The organism is Hymenobacter sediminicola (genome assembly GCF_014250515.1).
GTDB classification, from domain to species: Bacteria; Bacteroidota; Bacteroidia; order Cytophagales; family Hymenobacteraceae; genus Hymenobacter; species Hymenobacter sediminicola.
In genome coordinates, this window is record NZ_CP060202.1 from 259,580 (window position 1) to 283,751 (window position 24,172).

Consider the following 24,172-nt stretch of genomic DNA (forward strand, 5'->3'; position numbering starts at 1 on the left):
GATTGGCAACCGCCAACTCAGAGTTAGAAACCAACTTGGATGCCCAGCGTGAGGGTGCGGTTCATGGGGTAAGAGCCCTGATCCACGCCGTAAGTGGGGTTGGTGGTGTTGCCGTAGTTGTTGGCTTCGGGGTTGTAGCCCACATACTTCGTGAAGGTGTACAGGTTCTGCACCGAGGTATAGATGCTGGCGTTCTGCAGACTGGCCTTTTTGGCCCATTCAACGGGCAGGTTGTAGCGCAACGTCACGTTGCGCACCCGCAGAAACGAGCCGTCGTGGATGAAGTAGGAGTTGAAAACCGTGCGCAGTGAGCCGGATGAAGTAGCGCGCGGTGTTTTGCCGTCGCCGGGGTCTTCGGGGCTGCGCCAGCGGTTCACCAGCTCGGCGCGGGCGTTGGTCTGGCCCGGCGAGTTGAAGGTGTACCGGTCGCCGCCGTACAGCACGTCGTTGCCCTGCGAGCCTTGCAGCGTAACGGCCAAGGACAATGCCTTGTAGCCAAACGTGTTCTGCAGGCCGTAAGTGAAGTCGGGGAACGGGTTGCCGATAACGCCTACGTCCTGGGTGTTGATCTGGCCGTCGCCGTTTTTGTCTTTGAATTTGAAGTCACCGGGCACAACAGCTTGGTTGCTGGCTGTCCATCTGGGGCTACTGTCCACATCGGCCTGGTCGCGGTACACGCCCTCCTGCTCGTAGCCGTAGAACACGCCCAGCGGCTGGCCCGGCACCACCCGAATCGAACCAGTGTAGCCGAATACAGCATCGAAGGTGATTTGCTCATTGGCCCCAGCTAAGGCAATGACTTCGTTGCGGTTCAGGGAGAGGTTGGCCGCCGTGCTCCAAGTAAAGTCGCCTTCCAGGATGTTGGCCGTATTCAGTTGGAACTCCAGGCCGCGGTTGCGCACCTCGCCCACATTAGCCAACGCCCGCGACGAATAGCCCAGCAACGACGGAATGTTGCGGTTCAACAGCAAGTCGGTGGTATTGCGCTGGTAGGCAGCCACGGTCAGGTAAATCCGGTCGCGGAACAAGCCCAGGTCGAAGCCGGCATCAACCTGTGTATTGGTTTCCCAGCCTAGGTCCCGGATGGCGACGCCGTTGGGCGAGAAGCCGTAGAAGCGCGTGCCGGCGCCAGCGCCAAACACATAGTTGGCGGCCGTCTGGTAGCTCTGGTAGTTGTAGTCGCCGATGTTGTTGTTGCCGGTCACGCCGTAGGAGGCGCGCAGCTTCAGCTCCGAAATGGCTGGAACAGCTTTGATGAAGTTCTCTTCTCCCACGCGCCAGGCCAGTGCCACCGAGGGGAACGTAGCGTAACGATTGTCGGGGCCGAAGCGCGAAGAGCCGTCGGTGCGGAGGGCCGCCGTCAGGATGTAGCGCTCCTTGAAGGCGTAGTCGAGGCGGCCAAATACGGACGTCAGCGAGTTGGCCGAGTAGTTGGCCTGTCCGAACAACTGCCCGGCAGCCGTGGCGTACTCAATGTTGGTGTTGGTGTAGGTGCCGGTCTGGCCCAGGACGGTGCTGCCCTCGTTGGTGTTGCGCTGCGCCGAATAGCCGGCCAGCAGCGTCACGTTGTGGTTCACGCCCAGCGTCCGGTTGTAGGTGGCTGTGTTTTCCCACACCCAGTTCAGGTTGGTGGAGTTGCCCTGCCGCGCATCAATGTTGTTGAGCACGGGGTTGCTGATGTTGGCCGCCTGGTTGCTGTTGGTGGGCAGCGTGGCCGGCACATAGATGGCCCGGCGGTTGCTGAGCAGTTCGGCCCCGAAGTTGGTGCGCAGGTTCAGCCCCTTGATAATTTCAAAGTCCAGGAAAGTTGAACCCAACGCCCGCACGGCGCTGGTGCGGTCCTGATACAGGTCGATGGTAGCTACCGGATTGAGCAGGTCGCCGGGGGTAGTCAGGCCAGAGCCCGAGTTGCGGATGGCGCCGTAGTCGCCGTTGGGCAGGAATACCGGAATAACGGGCGGCAGAATAAGGGCCGAGGTGACGATGGCCGTTTCGCCGCCGGGGCCGCCGCCCTGAATGTTGCCGCCGTTGTAGCTGCCCGAAATTGGCAGTACGTCGGTGCGCGAGAAGTTAGGGGCCAGGCTCAGACCCAGTTTCAGCTTCTTGCTCAGCTGCGCATCGTAGTTGGCGCGCAGGGCAAACCGGTCGAAGCCGGTGTTCTTTACCACGCCGGTCTGCTTAAAATAGCTGCCCGAAATGTAGAAACGCGAGAGGCTAGTGCCGCCCGAGGCCGACAGCTGGTATTGCTGCTGCATGCCCGTGCGGAATATTTCGTCCTGCCAGTCGGTGTTGGGCAGCTCGGGGGCTCCGGCCTGCAGCGTGGCCGGAATGGCACGGTTGCCGTTGGTGAACGACTCACGCAGATAGTCCAGGTACTCGTCGCGGTCCATCAGGTCTACGCGCTTAGCCACCTGCACAACACCGGTGTTGGCCGTGAAGTTGAAGCGCGTTTTGCCGTCGTTGCGTCCGCGCTTGGTGGTCACAATCACAATGCCGTTGCCACCGCGCGAGCCGTAGATAGCCGAGGCCGCCGCATCCTTCAAAATCTGAATGCTCTGAATGTCGCCGGGCGGAATCTGGTTGTAGCTGTCGGCACTGTTCAGAGGGTATCCGTCCACCACGTACAGTGGCGAGTTGCCGGCCGAAATAGAACCTAGCCCGCGAATCCGGATAACGGCCCCGGCGCCCGGCTCGCCCGAAGGCTCCGTAATCTGGGCACCAGCCACCAAGCCCACCAACGCCTCGTTGGGCGAGGCCACCGGTATCAGTTCTACTTGTTTGGCCGAAACAGTGGCAATAGAAGTGCTCAGTAGCTTTTTCTCCTGCACCCCATAGCCCACCACCACTACCTCACTCAGCGTTTTGTTGTCGGGAGCAAGCGAGATATTAACCGTGCTGCGTCCTCCTACGGCCGTTTCCTGGGGCAGGTAGCCAATAAAGCTGAAGACCAGCGTGGCATCGTCGGCGGCCGTGATGGAGTAACGGCCGTCCGTGTCGGTTTGGGTACCGTTGCTGGTGCCGCGTACCACCACGTTCACGCCGGGTAATCCGGCTCCTTTTTCGTCCACTACTCGGCCTTTCACGGTGATGTCGGCTGCGGGCATGCTGCTTGTGAGTGAGTACTCAATAGGCGTATGCACTGCAGCCAAGGCCGTGCTGTACAGAAACCCTGATGCCGGCAGCAGCAGCAAGGGCCGGGCCAGCTGCCGAAAACGCGAGTGAGGTAGAGAAGAGGGCATAGAAAGGGAATTTAGGTGTGGGTTTTTATCGAAGGCGGGTGCCAAAGCCAGCCGGAAGTAGGCTCGCAAAAGGGCAGCCGAAGGCAGAGCCTACCGTGCAGATGGCTTTTTGAGCGTATAAACTGGATGTGGCAATTCGGCAACAGGGCCGGAATGTATTCCGAAAGCGGCGTCCTGCTAGTAGCTATGCTTTTCTAATCGTTGCGAAGAAAGCAGGCTAAGTCTGGACAAGGACATCAGGCCACGCTACGGACGGACAGCAAGGTTCCGGGAACGGCAACCAAGCGGAAGAAGGGGTGGGACATTGCTAGTGAGTAAGCACTTGTGGGGAGGACTGGGACCGAAAATACAGCACTCACCAGCCGATAGGTTAGGACGGGGCCGTGTTTATTTACGAAAACGTTTGCGGGATTCTGTTGAATTTTCCGGTGAGCATCTTGCCTCGCTGGCAACTAAGACTTGGCTATTTAGCCCGAAAACCTGCCTGACGCCCCCGGAATGCCTGCCGCGCGTGAAGTAAATCCGGGATTAGGTTGTTACTTTATTGACAGAATGCTGCTTCCGCCGCACATGGCCGGGCGCATGAGCCGGAACCTCTCCAGCTTGATAACCCGCCGCTTACCGCATGAAATCAACCAACCTGAAAAGGCTGGCGCAGGAGTTGAACCTGTCCATCTCCACCGTATCGAGGGCGCTGAACGACAGCTACGAAATTGCGCCTGAAACCAAAGCCCGCGTGAAGGCGCTGGCCCAACTGCTCAATTATGAGCCGAACCCGTATGCCAGCAGCCTGCGCAAGCAGAAAAGCCAGACCATTGGCCTGATTCTGCCGGAGGTAGCCAATAACTTTTTCTCGCTGGCCATTGATGGTATCGAGGAAATAGCCCGGGCCAACGACTACCATGTGCTGGTCTACCTCACGCACGAAAGCCACAGCCGGGAAGCCGCCATAGTGCAGCACTTGGCCAGTGGCCGAGCCGATGGTATTCTGGTATCGGTGGCTAGTGAAAGCCCTGACTTCACGCATTTTGACCTGCTCACGGAGCGCGGTATCCCAACCGTGTTCTTCGACCGGGTGCGCGACGAGGAAACCATTACCAAAGTAACGACCGACGACAGCACTAGTGGCTACAAGGCCACCAAGCACCTGATAGATGCGGGCTGCCAGCGTATTGCGTATCTGCTCGTGTCCGATACGCTTTCCATTGGCCTGCGGCGGCAGCAGGGCTACGAGGATGCCCTGCGTGATGCCGGCTTGGCGTACGACCCGGAACTAGTTCTGCTGGGCCATCCTGACCGCGAAGAGAATATCATTCTGATTCGGGAGTTGCTACAGAAGCACCCGGATATTGACGGTATTTTCGCCTCCGTAGAAAGCCTGGCTATGTGTAGCTACGAAGTCTGCCAGGAGCTGGGGAGGCGCATTCCGGAGGACGTGAAGGTTATCAGCTTCTCGAATATGGCCGTCGCGTCACTACTGTCTCCGGCCCTCACAACTATCACTCAGCCCGCCTACGAAATGGGTCGGGAAGCAGCCCGGATCCTGTTTCGGTCCATCAGCAAGAACAAACCGGTGCTGCCCAGCCAGAGCATGGAGCTTCAGTCGCAACTGGTAGTGCGCCGGTCTACGCAGGCAAGCTGAACAACGCAAAAGGGCCGCATACGCGGCCCTTGTTGCTGGAGATAGTGGCGGAAAAAATTGCTAGAATGGGTAGCCGATGGCAATATTCAGGCGGGGGGCTTTGTCGTCGGGCGTGCCGTAGGGGGCACGTATTGGCATGGCCGCATCGAAGCGGATAACAAAGAACTGCACATCAATCCGGATGCCGGCGCCGGCCCCAATAGCCAGCTGGTTCAGGAATTTTGACGGCTCGAATTTCCCTCCTACGCGGGCTGGGTCTTCGTTTACCAGCCAGATGTTGCCGGCATCCACAAACAAAGCTCCCTTCACATACGGAAACAAGTCCTGGCGGTATTCGGCGTTGGCTTCGAAGCGCAGGTCGCCTACCTGGTCATAGAAATTGGTCTGCTTCTCCGTATCGGGCTTGTAAGTGCCTGGGCCAATACCACGTGCGGCATAGGCCCGCACACTGTTGGGGCCACCAATGCCGTACTGCTTGAGGTAAGGCAGCACGCGCGAGTTCTGATAGGGTAGGCCCGCCCCAATCAGGAGGCGAGTGGCAATTTTGTTGCCACTGGTGGGGTCGGCGGAGATGCGGAAGTAGTTGCGGAATTCTAGGTCTACTTTGGTGTATTGCGAAAACTGCTGGCCGATGAGCGTGTAGGCCGTGCTGCCGTCGGGGTTGGTTTCTTTGGGCTGGCTAGTCAGGTTACTGAACAGGTAAGCCAGATTGCCGGACAACTCTACCCCACCGCTGAAATACATCTGGTTGCGGCGCTGTTCCAACGCCTGCTGGTTGTAGGTGTAGCGGTAGCTGCTACCCAGAATAAACTGCTGGCGGAAGCTGTTGGCCAGGAAGGCATTGTCATCAAGCAGCTTCTGAAAAACATCCGACACGGTTCCCAGTCGCAGGTATTGCAGGTCAATGGGCCGTAGCTCCTGCTCGTTGGTGATTTTGGTTTTCCAGGTGTAGCCGTAGTTCAGGCTGAACGCGTCCTGCCGGAAAGCGTCTAGGCGCTGCACGTATTTATAGCCGGCTCCAAAGGTAGTGCGCGGCTGAAAGTCGGAGTTGCGCAGCTGGATATCAAAGGGCGGCGTGATGAGACGCGGCACAATAAGCTGCGCGTCGGCGCCCAGCTCGTAGGATGTGAGGCCAATGGCGTTGGTGCCGGTGCGGGTTTGGTTCTCAAAGGCTCCCGTTACGTTCACCAGCAACTGTTCGGCGCCGCGCAGGGCCGAGCGGTTGCGGAACTGAATGCGGAAGCCCGGCCCCACAAAGCCATTGGACTTGCTCACCAGCAGCACTTCCGCCCGCAGGCTCTTTTTGGGCACCTGGGTCATGCGCACAAACGCATTCAGGTGGCCGTATTCGGCGGAGTCGGGCTGATTGCGGGCGGGTCGGAACCGGATATCCACGAACTTGAACGTACCCAGGCTCATAAGGCGGCTCAGGGTCTGGTCGGCGCGGCGGCGGCGGTACAGGCTGTCGGGGTAGAGAAAGGTGGCGTTGGTAATGGCCTTCGCCTTAAACATTTTCTCATCCGGGTAGTAGCGGTACTTGTTGTAGATGATGGGTTGGCGGCCTGCCGAAGCTGTGTCCGATAGTGAGTAGTCAGTGTTCAGGCTTACGCGGTTGAGCACATACGGCTGGGCCGCGCGCTTCGGAATCGAGCCTTTCACCTTCAGGTACACATTCACCTGGTTGTCGAGGGTACTATCTACCTGATACAGTAGGTAGTCGGGCGTGAAGTAGTAGTAGCCCTGGTTTTTGAGCACGCCATCAATACGGATTCGTTCGTTGATAAGCGTCTGTAGATTGTAGGGGTCACCTACTTTTAGCAGCGACGCCGACTCAGTGGCCCGAATGGCGCGGTCAAGCAACGTGTCACGCTCCGGATAGCGAATTTCCTTGATCAGGTAAGGCTTTCCTACCCGCGCCAGATAATCGACGGTGGCCGTCTGGCCCTTTTCCTTCACCTTACTGTGGACCACCGGCTTGAAATAGCCGTTGTTGTTGAGACGGTTGGCCATCAGGTTTTTCACCCGTTGGGTGTCTACCTCGCTCAGCAGCACCGGTTTTTCACCGTACTTGTCGGCCAGCCACTTACCCAGCCCTTTGGTTTTGCCTTCGCCCAGGCTCCAGAAGTAGAGTTTGGGCCGCATGCCCAAGATAGAGGCATTGGGCTTTGGCGCAATAACCGATTCCAACTCCGTCGTCAAGGCGCTTTCGTTTGGGACCGGCGCTTCCGACTGCACTTTCACAGTGCTTCCGGTGTAGAGCTTGCTGCCTTCCGGAATGTATTTGGTGCCCGAGCAAGCCGCCGACAGTGCCAGCATGCTCAGGGCGGCCCACTTTCGCAGCCATGGCCCCGCGGCCTTTCCTGGCAGGAGCCGGCGTGCTGCCGGACGACTTTCGGAACGGGAGGAAGAGCTAAAAGGCATGAACAGAGCTGGTTTCTGGAAAAGGATACTGGAAAGAAGTGCCGGCGGACACCACGCCTGAAACGGGAAGGCTTGCTAGCGGCCGGAAGTGGTGGGGCGCCCGGCTACACGCGTGGTGTCGCGCCGCTGGTCCGAGGCCAGGGTCTGCGTCGAGTCCTGGGCCGCTTTCTTTTCGCGGCGCTGCTGGCGGCGGTTCTGCTTCACTTCTTCCTTCACCACGTCGTCAATACCCTTGAACAGGTCGGCCAGGTCGCGGTAGTCGCGCTGGAAGATGAGCGAAGCACCGGTGCGCACAAACTGCCCGTCGATGTCGCCATAAGCATTGTTGCGGAAGGCCCGCAACCGGATTCGACCATTGGCCAGCACGTTGTATTCCACGCTCACATCACCCGCAAACGAGCTGATACCGGCCTGATTCTGTCCCTGGCTAGCCTGGTTGCCGCCACCCAGCGGCACATCGGTGCCGAGGCGCACGGTAAGACGGTTATTGAGCAGCTGGCGGCGCACGGCCACGTTCAGGTCGGTACGGGTTTTCTCGGCGCCGCTGCTGTAGTCGGCATAGGAGTTCACGCCTAGCTCCACGCCCAGGTTGGACAGGTAGGAGCCAGTGAGGTTATTGAGCTGCTGCGTAAGCACTTGGCTGGCCGAGCCGCGCAACTGGTCGGCTACGATGTTGCCGCCGCTGCTCTTGAACGGGTCATCGGTCATGAAGCGGTTCAGGACCAGCAGCGAGAATACCTGCTTGTTCAGCTCCGAAACCTCACTGGGCTGGCGCAATTGGGCTAGGCGGGCCTCAATTGGGCCGCGCAACTCCGAGCGGCTTTCCTCTGGCAGCTTGATATCGAAACCAATAATAGGCTTGAGCAGCTCGCCGGTCACGTTCAGGAACACCTGGAACGGCAACTGGTTGCGGCCCACAGCGTTCAGGGTTTCGTCGGCGAGGCCCTGCGAGGCCAGCAGCTCGGCTGGGGCGGCCTTCACGTTGTAGATAGCCGCAATGTTTAGCTGCGCGTTGTACGGGTCACCGCTCCATATAATAGAGCTGCCCTGCCCAATGTCGAACTTGCGCGACGCCAGATCATAGAGCGACATATTGTAGGTGCCGTCTGTCACGTCGAGGCGGCCGGTAAGGGTAATGGTACCCGCTGGGTCAATGGCCGTATTGAGGGTGCCGGCTGCCCGCACTTTCAGGTTGTCGCCGGAAATTGGGTCGATAACAAGTGTGAAGGGTGTGTTGTCGTTGACGGTGACGCGGGCTGTGATGTCGAAGCCGGCGGCGGTTTTGGCCGAATCCAGGGCTACCTGGCGCGCCAGCATCGTATCGAGTGGGGCGCTTTTATCTACCCACTCCACTATGCCGTCGGTGGCTACCAGGCCGGCCTCATCGTTGGGCACCACAATGGTCAGGTCGGAGCCTTCCACCACTACCACGCGCGTGTTCACCACCGGCAGGTTCATGTTGCCGCTGATACGGGTATCGGAGTCCAGCACCAGCTTGCCATAAAACAGCTCGTTGTCGGTGGCGCGGCTGTTCACGGCCAGGAACCGGTCGGTGGTGGCGTTCAGGTTGAAGCGGTAGGTGTTGACGTCGGCCAGATTAGGCATCAGAATGCGGCCGTCTACCACCGCTTTGTTGTTGAGCGAATCGAGGATGGTGAAGTTGTCGAAGCGCATGCCCTGCGGATCGAAGCTGATGGTCTGGCCGGGCATCCGGAAGTCGGAGCCCAGCTGCGTAAGTGTCAGGCCGGCATCCTGGGTAGTCGTGAGCGTGCCGTTCATGATGGGCTTACTTGCCGTGCCCGTCACGACCATGTTGCCCGTAATTCCGCCCGTGGCTTCGCGTAGCTGCCCGACCGAGAAAGGCTCGGCAGCCTTCAAATCGAAGCGGTTTACGGTTATATCGAACCGGATGGGGTCGGGCGGAGTAGCCAGGTAGTAACCTACGGCCCGTACGTCGGTGCCCTGCTGGTTGGTGAGGCGTACATCTACATTGTAGCGGTCGGGGGTAGGGTTGGTAGCTTTGAGCGTCACGTCGCCTACTACCGTCTTATTATACACCAGATTGCTCAGCACAGCATCGGCCGTAAAGGCCTGCCGGGGCTGGCCCAGGCTCAGGGCCAGTGCCTGACCGTTCAGAGTGCCGGCTACCAACGAATCCTGCATGCCAGCAGCGCGGGCCAGGCTGTTTAGCTCCAGGTTCTGCATGTTTAGCTGCAGCGGATACTGCGCACCGGGCAGGGTCTGCAGCTTCAAGGAGCGGTTGTTGCGGCTGAACTCCACATTATTGGCGAAAATGGCGCCTGTGGCAGTAGTATAGCGCAACTCATTGCCAGGTGTTACGGCCCATTCCACACGGTCCAGCATCAGCTTGGGGTCGAAGCTGAACGCATAGGCGTCGCCACTGTTAAGTACTCGCAGCACACCGGCCATATTCAGCCGCTCGGCGCTATCTGACTCCGCAATGCGCAGGCGGGTGCCAATCTGGTTGTTCTGGATGCTGCCAGCCAGCGTAGGGTTCGGGATGCGCAGGGTGGTGTCCTGGCTGATCTGACGCAGACCCAGTCCGTAGTCCAGCTTTTGCGGATCAGACTGCACGTTGAATTTCAGCGAGTCCAGCGCATAGCCCATGTACACGATGCGTGGAATGCGGGTGTTCATCGTGAGGTTGGCGGCGCGGCTGTCGAAGGAGCCCGTAAGTTTGAACGGTGTGAGCTGCTTGAGGTCGGGCACCAGTTTCTGCAGGGCTGCCGTGTTTTTCACGTTGGCATCGAAGGTGAAGCGGCGGTCGGCCTTAGAGGGGCGGTATTGCACGTCCGGTAGGTCAAAATATCGGTCGATGTGCTCCTGCAGGGCCGTGGCAATGTCGCCGAGGCGGGTGTTGCCGTTCAGGTTCAGATCTACAATGTTGGAGTTGAACACAACTTCGGTACGGCCCGGTACCTGCACAATGCTGCCCCGCACCGAGTCCAGCGCAAATGGCTGGTTGTCGCGCACGATGATGATGTTGTTGCCGGAGAACGTGCCGTTTATGGTGTTTAGGTCGGAGCCGCGCAGTTTGGCGGTCAGGTCGCCCTGCACGCGCAGGTCGCCGCCGGTGTAGAAGCCCAGGGCCGTAAGGTTGGCGCCGCGCAGGTTGAGGCGGTCCACGGTGTAGCTCGGGTTGTTGGCGTCGCGCAGGTTCACGGTGGCCAGCAGGTCCAGGTTCAGGTTGGGGTCTTCTGTGCTGCGGGCATCCACCACGTACAGGTTCCGGTCAATGTCCACGTTGGCTGTGATGCCGCGGTAGGTATAGCCGTTGTAGGTGGCGCGCTGCACGTTGGCCGTCAGCTTGCCGCGCAGCATATTCGGGTCGAGGCCGCCGCGGCCGTTCAGGCGGCCGTTGGCTGTCACCTTGCCAATGGTCGGGTCGCGCAGGATTTTGCCCACGTCCAGGTTTTGGGTGCTGAAGGTGGCAGCAATAGGCTCCTGGCCTTTCGGACCGGCGCCCAAATCCACCTTCGCTGCTACATTCCCGAAAGTGGTGGTAGCACGCAGGTCAGCATCAAACAGCATAGCTGTAGGGCGGCCCCGGAACGTGCCGGCCACCGTCATGCGCGGCGAAATGCGGTACTCATTCGGAATCGTGCCCTTAGGCACCAGGCTGCGGATATCGGCCTCAGTAGTCGTGAACTGCTGAATGTTGAGGTCGGTGTAGAGGCGGCGGTCTGTTTCGGGCAGGCCCTGAATCCGGCCGCTGGCCTTCACGATGGTGTTGCGGAAGCCCACAAACTCCAGCCCTTGAATCCGCATATCGCCCACGCGCCCACTCACGCGCCCACTCAGCAGGATAGACTGGTTGGGACCCGTATTGAACGGCGGCGTGCCGGCTAGGTCGGGGGCCAGATATAAAATGTCGCGGAAGCCGAGGCGCACATTGCGCAGGTCGCCCTCAATACCGAGGTTGGGCAACTGCTTCATATCGGCCAGCGCATCGAGGCTCTTGTAGCGCATGCCCAGCGTCTGGCGGATGCGGGTGTGCGGCGTAACCAGGTCGAGGTTGGTCAAGCGCGTCTGCACCGAGTCAAATACCACATCAGCCTTCGCCGACTGCACCTGGAAGCCGCTTTTCTCCTTACCGGCCAGTTGGTTGATGCGGCCGGTGGTGCTGTTTTCGGAGTAGCGCAGGCTCTCCAGGTTCAGCGTCAGGTCCGTAAACTTGAGGTGGTTGTAGTCCATGGCCGGCACGCGGGTGCGCTGCGTCGGCTCGTTAAAGTTGTCGAAGGCCACGTCCACACCGCTGATGTCGGAGCGGTTCAGGGTCACTACCCAGTTGGCGGGCTGGCCGGTGGCGCCTTCCACGGCATCGTTCAGGTCGCGCACCACTTCGGCCGGATTCACGAGGCGCTTTTCTACCGGTACGTTTTCGTTCTGGGCGTAGGCAATGCTGGTGTTGCGTAGCTTCACCGTGTTCAGGGCTACCCGCGAGTTGATCAGGTCGATGTTGTCGGCCGTAATTTCGGCCTCGCCCACGCGGGTGCTGATGAACTGCGCCGACGGGTCGTTCTTATACGTGAGGCTGACGTTGCTCAGGTTCGCCCGGTTCAGTCCGAACGTCAGGGCCAGTGGTTCCGCTACGGCCGTGTCCGGCGGCGCAGTTTTGGTTTGGGCAATGCTGATGCTAGTGTTGCGCAACGTGGCTTCGTCCACCTTATAAATAGACTGGTCCACGTCCACAGCATCCATGGCTACGGCCAGCTCGCCTACTTTCGTGCGCAGGTTCATACCCTCCACCTGGTCGTCGTAGGTGAGGTGAATGTTGGTCAGGCGCAGGTCGCCGATGTCGTATTTGAAGCCTGAGCCGGTCGTGTCGGCCGGCGTGGTTGTGGTGGTGTCGCCGGCCGCAAAGGCATTCACGATGAAGTCGTAGTTCGATACGCTGTCGGGCTCGGTGCGCTTGATGGCCAGCCGCCCGTCGTTCAGCTCCAAGGACTTCAGGTTGATTTCTGATTTGGTGAGGCCCCACAGGTCCAGGTCGACGCCCAAGTGGCCCACCGACAGCAGTGTATCGCCTTGCTGATCTTCGATATACACGCCGTCGAGACTGAGAGCGTGCTTGAAATCGGTGCGAAACTTGGCTATCCGGACTTCCGTGCCAATTTTATCTTGTAGGTAGCCAGCCGCTTTGCGGGCCGCATAGTCCTGCACCGACGGAAATTGTAAGGCAACTACAATCCCGACGACTAGCAGCAGCACAAAAGCCACAAGCCCAAGGATAGTATACAGCGCACGACGAGCGTAAGTAGGCAGAGTAGTAATAACCAGACACAGTTAGGGTTCAATGAAAACCAAACGGTAGAAATGGCCCTGGGGTTGGGAAAAAGCGTGCTAAGTCGTTGTAGCGCTACACTCATGGCACCCGATGGTGGTTTGACCGGGTAGCGCCGGCACCAGCCAGATTATGGCCAATAGCGCACAATACCGCGGCAGCTACTTATCTTTCGGACTTATTCTTTTCGCCCCATGATTCTCCGTTTTTCCCTGCCCTACCGCACCGCGTGGGGCCAGCGGCTGGTAGTGTGCGGTTCTGAGCCAAGCCTTGGCCAATGGAACCTCGACCACGCACTCTCACTGCAATACAACCCTGAGCTTGGCCGCTGGAGCCACGAAATCAGCCTGCCTGATGACGTAGTCGGCACCGTGGAATATAAGTACATCCTGCTCGACGACCAGGATGGTGGCAAACACTGGGAATGGGGCCCCAACCGCAGCGTCCGGCACGACGGCAGCCAGTTCAGCCGCATCGTGCTGGAAGACTTTTGGCGTGCCCCGGCCCAGCCCGAAAACGAATTGTTTACGTCGGCCTTCACAGAAGCACTGCTCCGCCGGCCGGCCGCTGCCAAAGCGGCTAAGCCAGCCAAAGCCGCCCGCGTTGCCGATGCGGTAGTGCGGTTTCAGCTGGCTGCCCCGCGCGTAGAGCCTGGCCACCAGCTGTGCGTGCTGGGTTCCGATGCCGCCCTCGGTGCCTGGGATGCCCGCAAAGCCGTGCTGCTTTCTGATGCTGACTACCCCACATGGACTGCCGAAGTGGCCCTGGAACAGCCCGACCGGGCTGTGCAGTATAAGTATGGTATTTGGGACCCGACGGAGAAGAAAATCGTGCTGCTGGAAACCGGCGACGACCGGATTCTGCCGCCTTCCCAGGACCGCAGTACCCTGCGCGTGCGCGCCGATGAAGGCTTCCGCTACCCCAGCACCTGGCGCGGCACCGGCGTAGCGCTACCCGTGTTTTCACTGCGGAGCCAGCGCGGCCTGGGCGTGGGTGAGTTTCCCGACCTGAAGCTGCTTGTAGATTGGGCCGTGGCTACTGGCATGAAGCTGGTGCAAATTCTGCCCATCAACGACACCGTAGCCACGCACACCTGGGTCGATTCGTATCCGTACGCGGCCATTTCGGTGTTTGCGCTGCATCCGCAATACCTCCACCTTGAAGGTATTGCGCCGCTCAAGGATAAAAACGCGCAAAAGGAACTAGATCAGCTGCGCGAACAGCTGAATGCCAAAGACTTCGTGGACTATGAGCCGGTGATGCAGGCGAAGTGGAAGTTTGCGCGGTTGCTGTATCAGCAGGAGAAAAAGCAGTTCCTCGCCGACCCGGCCTTCCTGGCGTTCCGGGAGGCGCAGAAGTCGTGGCTGGAGCCGTACGCAGTATTCTCCGCGCTGCGGGACCAGTTCGGCACCGCCGACTTCCAGCAGTGGCCCGGAGAGTACCGGACTCCGGCAAAAGTAGCGGAGCTGATCCGGGAAGATGCGCCCAACTTCGATGAAGTAGCGCTACACTTCTTCACCCAGTTCCACCTCGACAAGCAGCTGCTTGATGCCGTCGAGTACGGCCGCCAGCACGGGGTGGTGCTCAAAGGTGACTTACCCATTGGTATCTACCGCCATTCCGTAGACGCCTGGACCCAGCCCGAGCTCTACCACATGCACCAGCAGGCCGGTGCCCCACCCGACGACTTCTCTACGACTGGCCAGAACTGGCGCTTCCCAACCTACAACTGGGAACGAATGGCCGAGGATGGCTACGCGTGGTGGAAGCAGCGCATGAGCACCTTGGCCCGCTACTTCGATGCCCTGCGCATCGACCATATTCTGGGCTTCTTCCGCATCTGGGAAATTCCAGGGCATTCGGTGGAAGGCCTGTTGGGCCATTTCTCCCCGGCTCTGCCGCTGCATCAGCATGAAATAGAGCAGCGCCTTGGCTGGTTCAACTATGGTCGCCTCTGCGAGCCGTATATCCGCTGGCATATTGTGCAGCAGCTCTTTCACGGGCAGGCGCAGGTCGTGTTCGACGAGTTTATGGAAGACGCCGGCTACGGCGCCATCCGGCTGAAGGAGCACGTGCGTACCCAGCGCCAGATGGAAGCCGTGTTTGAGCAGAAAATAGCCGCGGACCCCGCCAACACCGACCACTACAAATGGCTGCGCACCGGCCTCTATAGCCTTGCCAATGAAGTACTGTTCGTGCCCGACGACCTGCGGCCCGACCACTATCATCCGCGCATCACGGTAGACAAATCGGTATCGTTCCGGGAGTTGAATGGGGAGGATCAGCACCGTCTGCGCGACATCTACAACGACTTCTTCTTCCGGCGCCACGAGAACTTCTGGCGGGAGCAGGGCCTTACCAAGCTGCCGCCCGTGCGCTACGCCACCAACATGCTCATTTGCGGCGAAGATCTGGGCATGGTGCCGGCCTCGGTACCGGGCGTAATGAAGGCGCTGGGCATGCTGGGTCTCAACATTCAGCGCATGCCTTCCGACCCGAAAGTAGAGTTTGGCCACCCCGATGCGGCTCCTTATCTGTCGGTGGTGAGTCCTGGTTCGCACGACATGAGCACGCTGCGCGGCTGGTGGGAAGAAGACCACGCTACCACCCAGCGTTTCTTCGAAACCATATTGGGCCACTGGGGCGAGCAGGCCCCGTACCAGTGCGAGCCATGGGTAGCCCGCGAAATCATTGTGCAGCATCTGCACTCGCCAGCTATGTGGGCCATTTTCCCGCTACAGGACCTGCTGGCTACGGATGCTACCTTACGTCGGGCTGATTCGCACGAAGAGCAGATCAATGTGCCGGCTAATCCGACCCATTTCTGGAAATACCGGCTACACCTCCCCTTAGAAGAGCTGTTGAAAAAATCTGTGTTTAGTAATGAAATTTTAGGACTAAACACGTCAAGCGGTAGGGTGAAGTCTTACTGAGTGTTGTAGCATTTCTGGCCCCTATTCATTAAAAAAGAGCCCTGTCGCATCGACAGGGCTCTTTTTATTTTTTTTCATAGTGGTAAATCCACCCGGTTGAGGAAAATCGTATGGCTCCCGGATTTTGTATGAATCTCCTAAGGCCATCGACTTAAAGTGGGACTTTTCTTGATTCCCGCGGTGGGAATGATGGTTCATCCTGTAAAAAGCAGTGTTGGGCGAAAACCTCCCGCACGTGCCTCCAGTGCCATCTAATTTTGGTGACAGGTAGCATACTGCCAAGGCGCTACTTCGCACTTACACCTCCTGATACAAACACTTTTGTTTTTCTATGAGAACAACCTTACAACTTGCAGTGATGCTACTGGTTGGGCTGGCCTTGCGGCAGACAGATGCCCAAGCTCAGCAGCCCGCCAGCAGGATATCGGCAGCCCGAACACCAGTTCAGGATGTGCTGTTTTTTCCTGGTGCCCGGGCTACCTCTTCCACTACAGCCAACCGAGTAGCGGCCCGCACCTGTAGCGACGTGAATTCGGCTGATTTTTCTGGTCGCACCATTGGTGAAGACTGGAAAGTGAGCCGCACGTTGACCACCGAAGGGACTAGCGTCAGTTCCGCTGGCTACACATCCAACCCGACCAACGCCACGTCGGCGCTGGCTGTGCAGGATGTGGTGTATGGCCGAGTGCTGTATTGGACACAGGACTTTTCCAGCAACGGAACTCTCGCCACAACCAACACGAATGTCAACCGGACGACTCTGACCCTCAATCTAAACCGCAGTGTTAGTGGTTTTGCGCTGACTATCAACGATATTGATAGGGTGGTAGGCAACCAGACCAACAACGGTTGGACTGACTTGGTGCAGTTTGATGGCTACGCTACGGCTACCTCTACTACCCCCATCACGCTGACTGCGGCCGATGTGACGCTGGGTACGAACAACACGAATGCCTGGAATGGCAACAACCAGGTAATCGGCACCAACAACAACGGAACGGTAGATGGCAACGTGACGGTGCTGTTTCCGTCGGCCGTAACGAAGGTGGTTATTACCTATAAAAACGCGCAGACAACTTATGCGGACCCCGGTTCGCAGATTATCGGTATTGCCGACTTTAGCTGGTGCGCCTCGGCTGATGCCTACACCACCCTGACCGGGCCAGGCTCCCTTAGTGCTGGCGTGGTTTCGGGCAACTACACTGCTACGTTCGGTAACAACGGCCCTGATAACCTGGCGACCCAAACGCGGGTAGTTTCGGTTCCAGCCAATACGGCTTCCGCCGTGTCGGCTCCGGGCGCTACGGTAACTGGCAGCCAGGCAACTGGCTGGACACTAACCTACCCTGCGGCTACCGGCGTAGCAGCAGCTACCTCTACCAGCTACAACTTCACGATCAGGCCGCTACCGGGCACCGGCAACATTGCCGTTACCAGCACGACGACCACCACGACCAACCAAACCAGCACGACCAACGACCAGGCCACAGTTACTTATCCCGTAACGCAGATAGCGGACCTGACTACTACACTGACAGGCCCGGGTTCATTAGCGGCTCTTCCGACGGCAACTCTGCCATCTGGCAACTACACCGTCACGTACACCAACAATGGTCCGTCGATAGCGGCCAGCGTAACGCGCACGGTAACTATCCCAACTGCTTACGTTTCGGCAGTAACACCCTCGGCAGGTTCTGTTGCTACCGTAGGCAGCAATTTCGTGATTACCTTCCCAGCGGCTACCAACGTGGCCTCTGGCAACACGGTGTCGTACACGTTCACGGTTACACCGAAAAACTCTGGCACTAGCGCCGGGCAGACTATTACGGCTACCAGTACCACTGCAGTAGGCACTGGCGGCACCAGCCAAGGTGCCAACACTGCCCCTGACCAGGCCAGCGTATCGTACATTGTAAACAACACGGCCGATATTTCGGCTGCGTTTACCAGCCCTACAGCTGCCAGCACTACTGCCACTGCGGGTACTACCGTTAACTACACGGTGCAGTACACCAACGCTGGCCCGGCCACCGCCAACAGCGTAACCCGTACTGTAAGCATTCCTGCCGGCGTACCAGGCGTGACGGCTCCGGGCGGCACAGTAACCGGTGACCAAACCAATGGCTGGACTATCACCTATCCCGGCGGTAACTTCTCGACAGGCAACTCGGTTTCGTACAGCTTCAGCATCGTAGCGCCGGCCACCGGCCCGATTACGCTGACGGCCAACACAACTACGACTTCCGGCCAGACGAACACCGGCAATAACTCCTCAACGCGCACCCTGAACGTCACCCCAATTGTACTGAGCGGCACTATTTTCGATGACGTGAACTACGGTGGCGGCGCCGGGCGCGACTACGCTACGGCCAATACTTCGGCCCGAAATTCCGCCTTCGCGGACGGCGCCATTCGTCGGCCAGGTGCTACCGTAGAACTCTACGATGCTGCTGGCGACTATGTAGCTTCGACTACTACCAACGCTGCCGGTCTGTACTCGTTCAACGTGCCTTCGGCCGCTACTTACCGGGTGCGGGTGGTGAATTCCACCGTAACATCAGTGCGAGCCAGCACGGCCACTGGCCTGCTGGGCACCCAGACGTACGTATATAACGACGTAAACCGGGTGGGCGGCGAAGAGCCCGCGTTGCTGGATGCTCCAGCCAATACCACCGATGCCAACCTGTCCTCGCTCACGGCTGGCACAGGTATTACCGCCACCACGGCTCAGTCCATCAAGCAGGTGGTTGTGCCTACCGCTGGCCTGACTACGGTTGACTTCGGGTTCAACTTTGATGTAATTACCAACACGCGTGATTCTGGTGCTGGCTCGTTGCGTCAGTTCATCACGAATGCCCGTGCACTGTCCAACACCAACCTGGCTCAGGTAGGCCAGACGGCAGGAGTAGAAGCCTCTATTTTCATGATCAGCAACGGCAGCACCACTACGGTGCCGGCCGGTATGCGCAGCGGCGTAAGCGGCGGTGCTGCGTCCAATGGCGTAGCAACTATCACGCTGGCCTCGGCATTGCCTTCTATTACGGGCGCCAACGCCGGAGCTACTACGCTCACCGGCTTGACGCAGTCTGGACTGTACGGCAACCAGAGCCAGCCAGTATCCGAGCAGACGACGGGCCCTGAGGTTATTGTGGACTTCAATGGCGCTAATGGTTTCGGTATCTCGGCCGCTAATGCCCGCGTTATCAGCATGGGTTTCACGGGTGCCAACCCAACGGGCGGTTCTACCACGGCGGCCATCAGCATCACGGCCGGTGCCACAAGCGCACTGCTACAGGACAACACGTTCTACAACAACGGTTCTAACCTGCGCATCAATGGCGTAGGCGGCGCTACCATCACCGGCAACATCTCCCGGAATGCGCTGGCCAACAACTCGGACGGTATTGAAGTAACCGGCTCGTCGTCGAACACCATTACCAACAACCAGTTCATCAACAACGCAGGTTACGGTATCGACTTCATTGGCGGCACCAGCACCGGCAATACCATCACCGGCAACCTCTTTAAGAGCAACGGCCAGACGACCAGTGACGGCCAGACGGCAGGTATTGGTATCCGGAGCACCGGCGCTGCCAGCAACAACATCATCGGCAACACCTTCACAGCAAACGTCGGCGATGGTATTTCGTCGAGAGGTGGTTCGAACAACATTTTCTCGCAAAACAGCTTCTACGCCAACGGCGACTTGGGCATTGACCTGACGGCCACGACCAACAACGACGGCGACGGCGTAACGCTGAACGAAACCGACGACGTAGATGGCACCACGACGGCCAACGGCCTGATTAACTTCCCGGTTATTACGGCCGCCACCATCCGCAACGGCAACCTGATTGTGCAGGGCTTTGCCCGGCCGGGTGTCACGGTAGAACTGTACGTAGCTGCTCCTGATGGTACCGGCTTCGGCGAAGGCCAGACGTATTTCCGCACGTTTGTGGAAGGTTCTGTAGATGATAAGGATGCCGGCACGAGTACCTATGCCGGTCTGATTAACGACATCGACCAGGGCACGGACAACACCAACCGCTTCACGGTATCTATTCCGCTGGCCTCCCTCACGGCAGACCAGCGCACGGCCCTGACGGCCAATAACGCGCAGCTGACGGCTCTAGCTACCCTGGCGACTAACACGGCCAACAACTACGGCACGTCGGAATTCTCGGGTACGGCTCCAGTATTCCAGGCTCCCGTTGCCAACAACGATGCTGATAGTACGACCCCCGGCACGGCCATTACGCTGACGGTAACGAGCAACGACCAGTATAGCATCGACCCCGCAACGGTAGCCCTAAACGGGCTGGCCGCTGGCAACACCACGGCTGTAGCCGTAACGGGCGGCACGTTCCAGTTTCTGAGCAGCGGGCAGGTGCAGTTCACGCCGGCTGCCGGTTTCACGGGCATTGCGACGGTTCCTTACACGGTTAACAATACCTCGGGCACGGTTTCGAACACGGCGTACATTTCGGTGGAAGTCCGCAACCCCGCCATTGATCTGGCCACGACTATTTCGGCTCCGGCTAACAACACGGCCATCAACGGCGGCACAGCCCTTACTTACACGGTAGCCGCCACCAACAACAGCGGCACGGCCGTAAGCGGCGTAGTAGAAACCCTGCAACTGCCGGCTGGCCTGACCACAGGCGGTGCTACCGTAGCCATTGCGGGCGGTGCCAATGCCGCTTCGGCCACTTACGACAATGCTACCGGCCTGGTAAGCATTCCAGTAGGCACGCTAGCAGCTTCCAGTACGCAGACCTACAGTGTGGCGGTATCGGCTATGCCGGGCAGCGGCCCGATAACGGCTACGGCCAACATCAGCGGCAGCGGCACCGAAACCAATACGGCCAACAACACGGCTGCCACGACGGTAACCATCAACCCGCGCTATGATGTGGCTACGACCCTCAGCGGTCCGGCTACGGGCGTGGTGCGCGGCAACGAGGTGACGTACAGCGTGACGACCAGCAACCTAAGCACTACCGCCGGCTCGGTGTCGGTGGCTCCGAACGTTATTCAGACGGTACAGCTGCCAATGGGCCTGACGGGAGTATATGCTTCTAATGGCGGTACGTACAACTCCGGCAACGGTGTGGTGACGTTCCCGGCTATTGCGGCGCTGCCAGTAGGCCAGACGGTGGTGAATTCCATCAGCTTTGTGGCACCTTCGGCCAACTTCGCGGCTCTCACGGCCACGGTAACCGCCGGTGCCAGCAGCAACAACGCCGGTGACATCAACTCACCTACCAGCGGCACCACGAACAACAACGCGGCTAATCTGAACAACTCTACTGCCGCTGTTGCAACGGTAGCAGGCAGCAGCGCCGTGAACGTGTATACCACCATCAGCTCGTCGGCTTCAGTTGTGGCGCCAAGCGGCTCCGTAACCTTGACTGTAGTAACCGGTAACGCTGGTCCTGCCTCAGCCGCTGGCGTGATTGAAACCCTGCAACTCCCAGCCGGCCTGACGGCTAATGGTGCCGTGACGGTTTCGAACGGTGGCTCCTACAACAACACGACGGGCCTCGTGACCTTCGCCTCTATCGGGACGCTGGCTTCGGGCGCTACCAATCCGGTAGCTCAAACGGTAACTTTTGTGGCCCCAACGCAGGGCTTCGTGCTGGCTACGGCCACGGCCTACACCACCTCCGCCGACGTATTGCCTGCTGACAACCTCGCGCAGACCAAAGTGGAAATCACGCCCCGCGCCGACGTAGCAACTACGCTGGCGGGTCCGGCCACGGTGGTTCCCGGCCAGGTTGTGACCTACACCGTCACGACCACCAGCAACGCGGAAGGCACGGCCTCCGGCGTAGTGCAGCGCGTGCTGCTGCCGGCCGGTCTGACCGGCGTGACCGTATCGAACGGCTCGTATGATGCCGCTACCGGTATTGTAACTATTAGCTTCCCGAATGCGCTGGCCAAAGGCTTCACGCAGACCAACTCCATTTCCTACACCGTGCCGGCAGGTGCCACCAGCTACGTAGCCACGGCCAACGTAAGCAGCAGCACTCCGGAAACGGTTCTGACCAACAACTCGGCTGCTGTAACGACGACGGTACAAGCCGCTGTTGATGTGCAGGTGGCCGTGAGCGGTCCGGCTTCGGCCCCTGCGGGTAGCCCCGTAACCTACGTGGTAACTTCTACCAACAACGGCCCGTCGGTGGCCACCGGTGTAGCTACTACGCTGCAGCTGCCGGCCGGCCTGACTGTCGGCGGTACCGTAACGGTAACGGGCGGTGGTAGCTACGATAACGCCACTGGTCTGGTGAGCTTCACGTCGGTGAGCGTACTGGCCAATGGCGGTAGCTACTCTAACTCTGTAACGGTGGTAATGCCCGACGCCAGCCAGCTCAGCGGCGTAGCCCGCGTAAGCTCGACTACGGCAGAAACTAACCTGGACAACAACGTGGCCTCGGTGGCTACAACCGGGACTACGCCTACGGGCACTACTGCTGCTACCACGGCCAACCTGGCGACTACCATCACGGCTTCGGCTACGTCGGTAGCCCCTGGTGCTTCGGTAACCGTAACGGCTAACTTCTCGAACGTAGCTGGTTCGGCTACGGCCAGCACCGTAACCCCGAGCATTGCCTTGCCTGCTGGGCTGAGTGCTTTTGGTACCGTAACGGTAGCTGGTGGCACGGGCGGCAGCTACGACAACACAACGGGTCTGGTGACCTGGAACAGCGTAGGTACGCTGGCCGGCGGTGCTTCCCTGCCTGCCAACAAGTATAAAGTGACCTTCAATGCGCCGCGGAACGGTGCAGTAACGGCTACGTCGGTCGTGGCATCAGCTACGTCGGATATCGTGCCGGACAACAACGTACAGTCGACAACGATTAACGTAACGGCTACCGCCGACCCGGCAACCAGCATCAGCGGCCCGGTTTCGGTGCAGCCCGGTGCTACGGTTTCCTATGCCGTCATGACGCTGAATAACGGTGTCTCGCTGGCTTCTTCGACCCAGGCGGTGACTATTCCGAGTGGTGCTACCAACATCACTTACTCGGGAGCTACTGGCCCGGTAGCCGTTGCCAACGGCACCACGCTCATCACCTTCCCAGCCATCAGCAACCAGGTAGCAGGCCTCGCTGGCGAAATCACGAATTACGTGACCTTCACGGCTCCCGCCGCCAACTACACCGTGACGGCCACCCTGACGCCGGCCAGCGCCACTGGCGACGTAACCGGTAACAACACAGCTGCGGTTGCAACGGCCATCAACCGTACTCCGGTAGCGTACAATGTGGTGAACTCGCTGCAGACACCGGAGGCTAACACGGCTGGTTCGTTGCTCATCTCGCCGCTGGCAGCTACCGATGCGGATGCCACTCAGACGCTGACCTACGCCATTACGTCGCTGCCAGTCGCCACGTCCGGCGACCTGTACCTGGGTACCACCAAAGTAACGGCCCTCAGCCAGGTAGCCAGCCTCTCTACGGCTCAGATCAGCACGCTACGCTTCGACCCGGCAGCTGGCTTTATCGGCAACGCCTTCTTCACGTACACGGCTACCGATAATGCTACTACTGCTACTGGTACTTCCATTGCAGCCACTTCCAACACAGCTACCTACACTATTGCGGTAGGGCAAGATGTGACTTCGGTATACACCAGCACGCCGCTGAAAGGAGGCGCAAACCCCTACCAGAACAACGATGTTATTGCGTATGTGACGGACACTAATGGGGCCCGCTACACCAGCGCTGGTGTTGTGTATAACGCCACAACGGGCATTCTGGAAAGTGGTGCCAGCAATGGCCTGCCTACTACCGGCAACAACGTTTCGACGGACGCCGCTGGTACTGCACTGCTGGCGAGCCTGGGCCTGGGCCTGAACACAACGACCGGCCAGATCTACGTGGTAGACCGCACGAAACTACGGACGTCTGGCTCGTACACCATTTCGTTGACGACGGTGGACGTGAATGGTGGTACCAACACGCAGACCATAGGCTTCAGCATCGGTACTCGTCCGCTGCCCGTAGAGCTGAAAGCCTTCGACGTAACGGCCCAGAACTACGACGCCAAACTGGCCTGGAGCACGGCTTCAGAAAAAGACAACGACCACTTCGATGTGGAGCGCAGCTTCGATGGCCGCACGTTCGAGCGTATCACGCAGGTGCGCGGCCAGGGTACTACCTCGCAGACTACTACCTATGCCTTCACCGATGCCAACGTCGGCAGCAAGCACCAGGGCCTGATATACTACCGCCTGCAGCAGGTAGATACGGATGGCACGGCAGTCTACAGCCCGGTTCGCACGGTGAGCTTCTCGGCTCGCACGGCCACCGAAGTGAAGCTGAGTGTGTTCCCGAACCCGGCTACCAGCCAAGACCGCACTGCTACACTGGACCTGTCTACGCTGCCAACCGGCGCTTACCAGGCTACCTTGCTCGATGCCACTGGCCGGAGCATGGGCACTTACCAAGTACAGGGCGGCGTGAATAAGGCGCTGGATGTCCAGAGCCTGCCCAGCGGCACCTACATCGTGCTGGTACGCGGCAACAACCTGAATCTGAACGTGCGCCTGATCAAGGAATAACCCCCTTCCAGACGCAACATGTGAAAAGCCCTGCCGGTATCCGGCAGGGCTTTTTTGTGGCTCCAG

6 protein-coding genes are annotated in these 24,172 nt (G+C 59.2%); 3 read left to right on the forward strand and 3 right to left on the reverse strand.

The annotated features are described in order from the left end of the window. Positions 1-23: 23 nt before the first annotated feature. On the reverse strand, positions 24-3,239 hold the full coding sequence (locus H4317_RS01170) for a SusC/RagA family TonB-linked outer membrane protein (RefSeq protein ID WP_185888375.1): 3,216 nt from the start codon (positions 3,237-3,239) through the stop codon (positions 24-26). Positions 3,240-3,864: 625 nt separating this feature from the next. Here H4317_RS01170 and H4317_RS01175 point away from each other — a divergent pair. After that, a complete protein-coding gene (locus H4317_RS01175; protein WP_185888376.1) occupies positions 3,865-4,881 on the forward strand; it encodes a LacI family DNA-binding transcriptional regulator in 1,017 nt (338 codons plus the stop codon). A gap of 60 nt (positions 4,882-4,941) precedes the next feature. Here the strand turns inward: H4317_RS01175 and tamL are convergent, their stop codons facing one another. Next, a complete protein-coding gene (gene tamL / locus H4317_RS01180) occupies positions 4,942-7,302 on the reverse strand; it encodes a translocation and assembly module lipoprotein TamL (RefSeq protein ID WP_185888377.1) in 2,361 nt (786 codons plus the stop codon). Between the two features lie 75 nt (positions 7,303-7,377). Then, entirely contained in the window at positions 7,378-12,543 is a 5,166-nt protein-coding gene (locus H4317_RS01185) for a translocation/assembly module TamB domain-containing protein (RefSeq protein ID WP_185888378.1), read from the reverse strand. A 258-nt stretch (positions 12,544-12,801) separates the two neighbouring features. On the opposite strand from H4317_RS01185, the gene H4317_RS01190 reads away from it, so the two are divergent. After that, positions 12,802-15,540, forward strand: coding sequence for a 4-alpha-glucanotransferase (locus H4317_RS01190; RefSeq protein WP_185888379.1), 2,739 nt, complete (start codon positions 12,802-12,804; stop codon positions 15,538-15,540). Positions 15,541-15,871: 331 nt separating this feature from the next. Then, positions 15,872-24,106 (forward strand): beta strand repeat-containing protein, encoded by an 8,235-nt coding sequence (locus H4317_RS01195; protein ID WP_185888380.1) that lies wholly within the window; start codon positions 15,872-15,874, stop codon positions 24,104-24,106. The last annotated feature ends 66 nt before the right edge of the window (positions 24,107-24,172 follow it).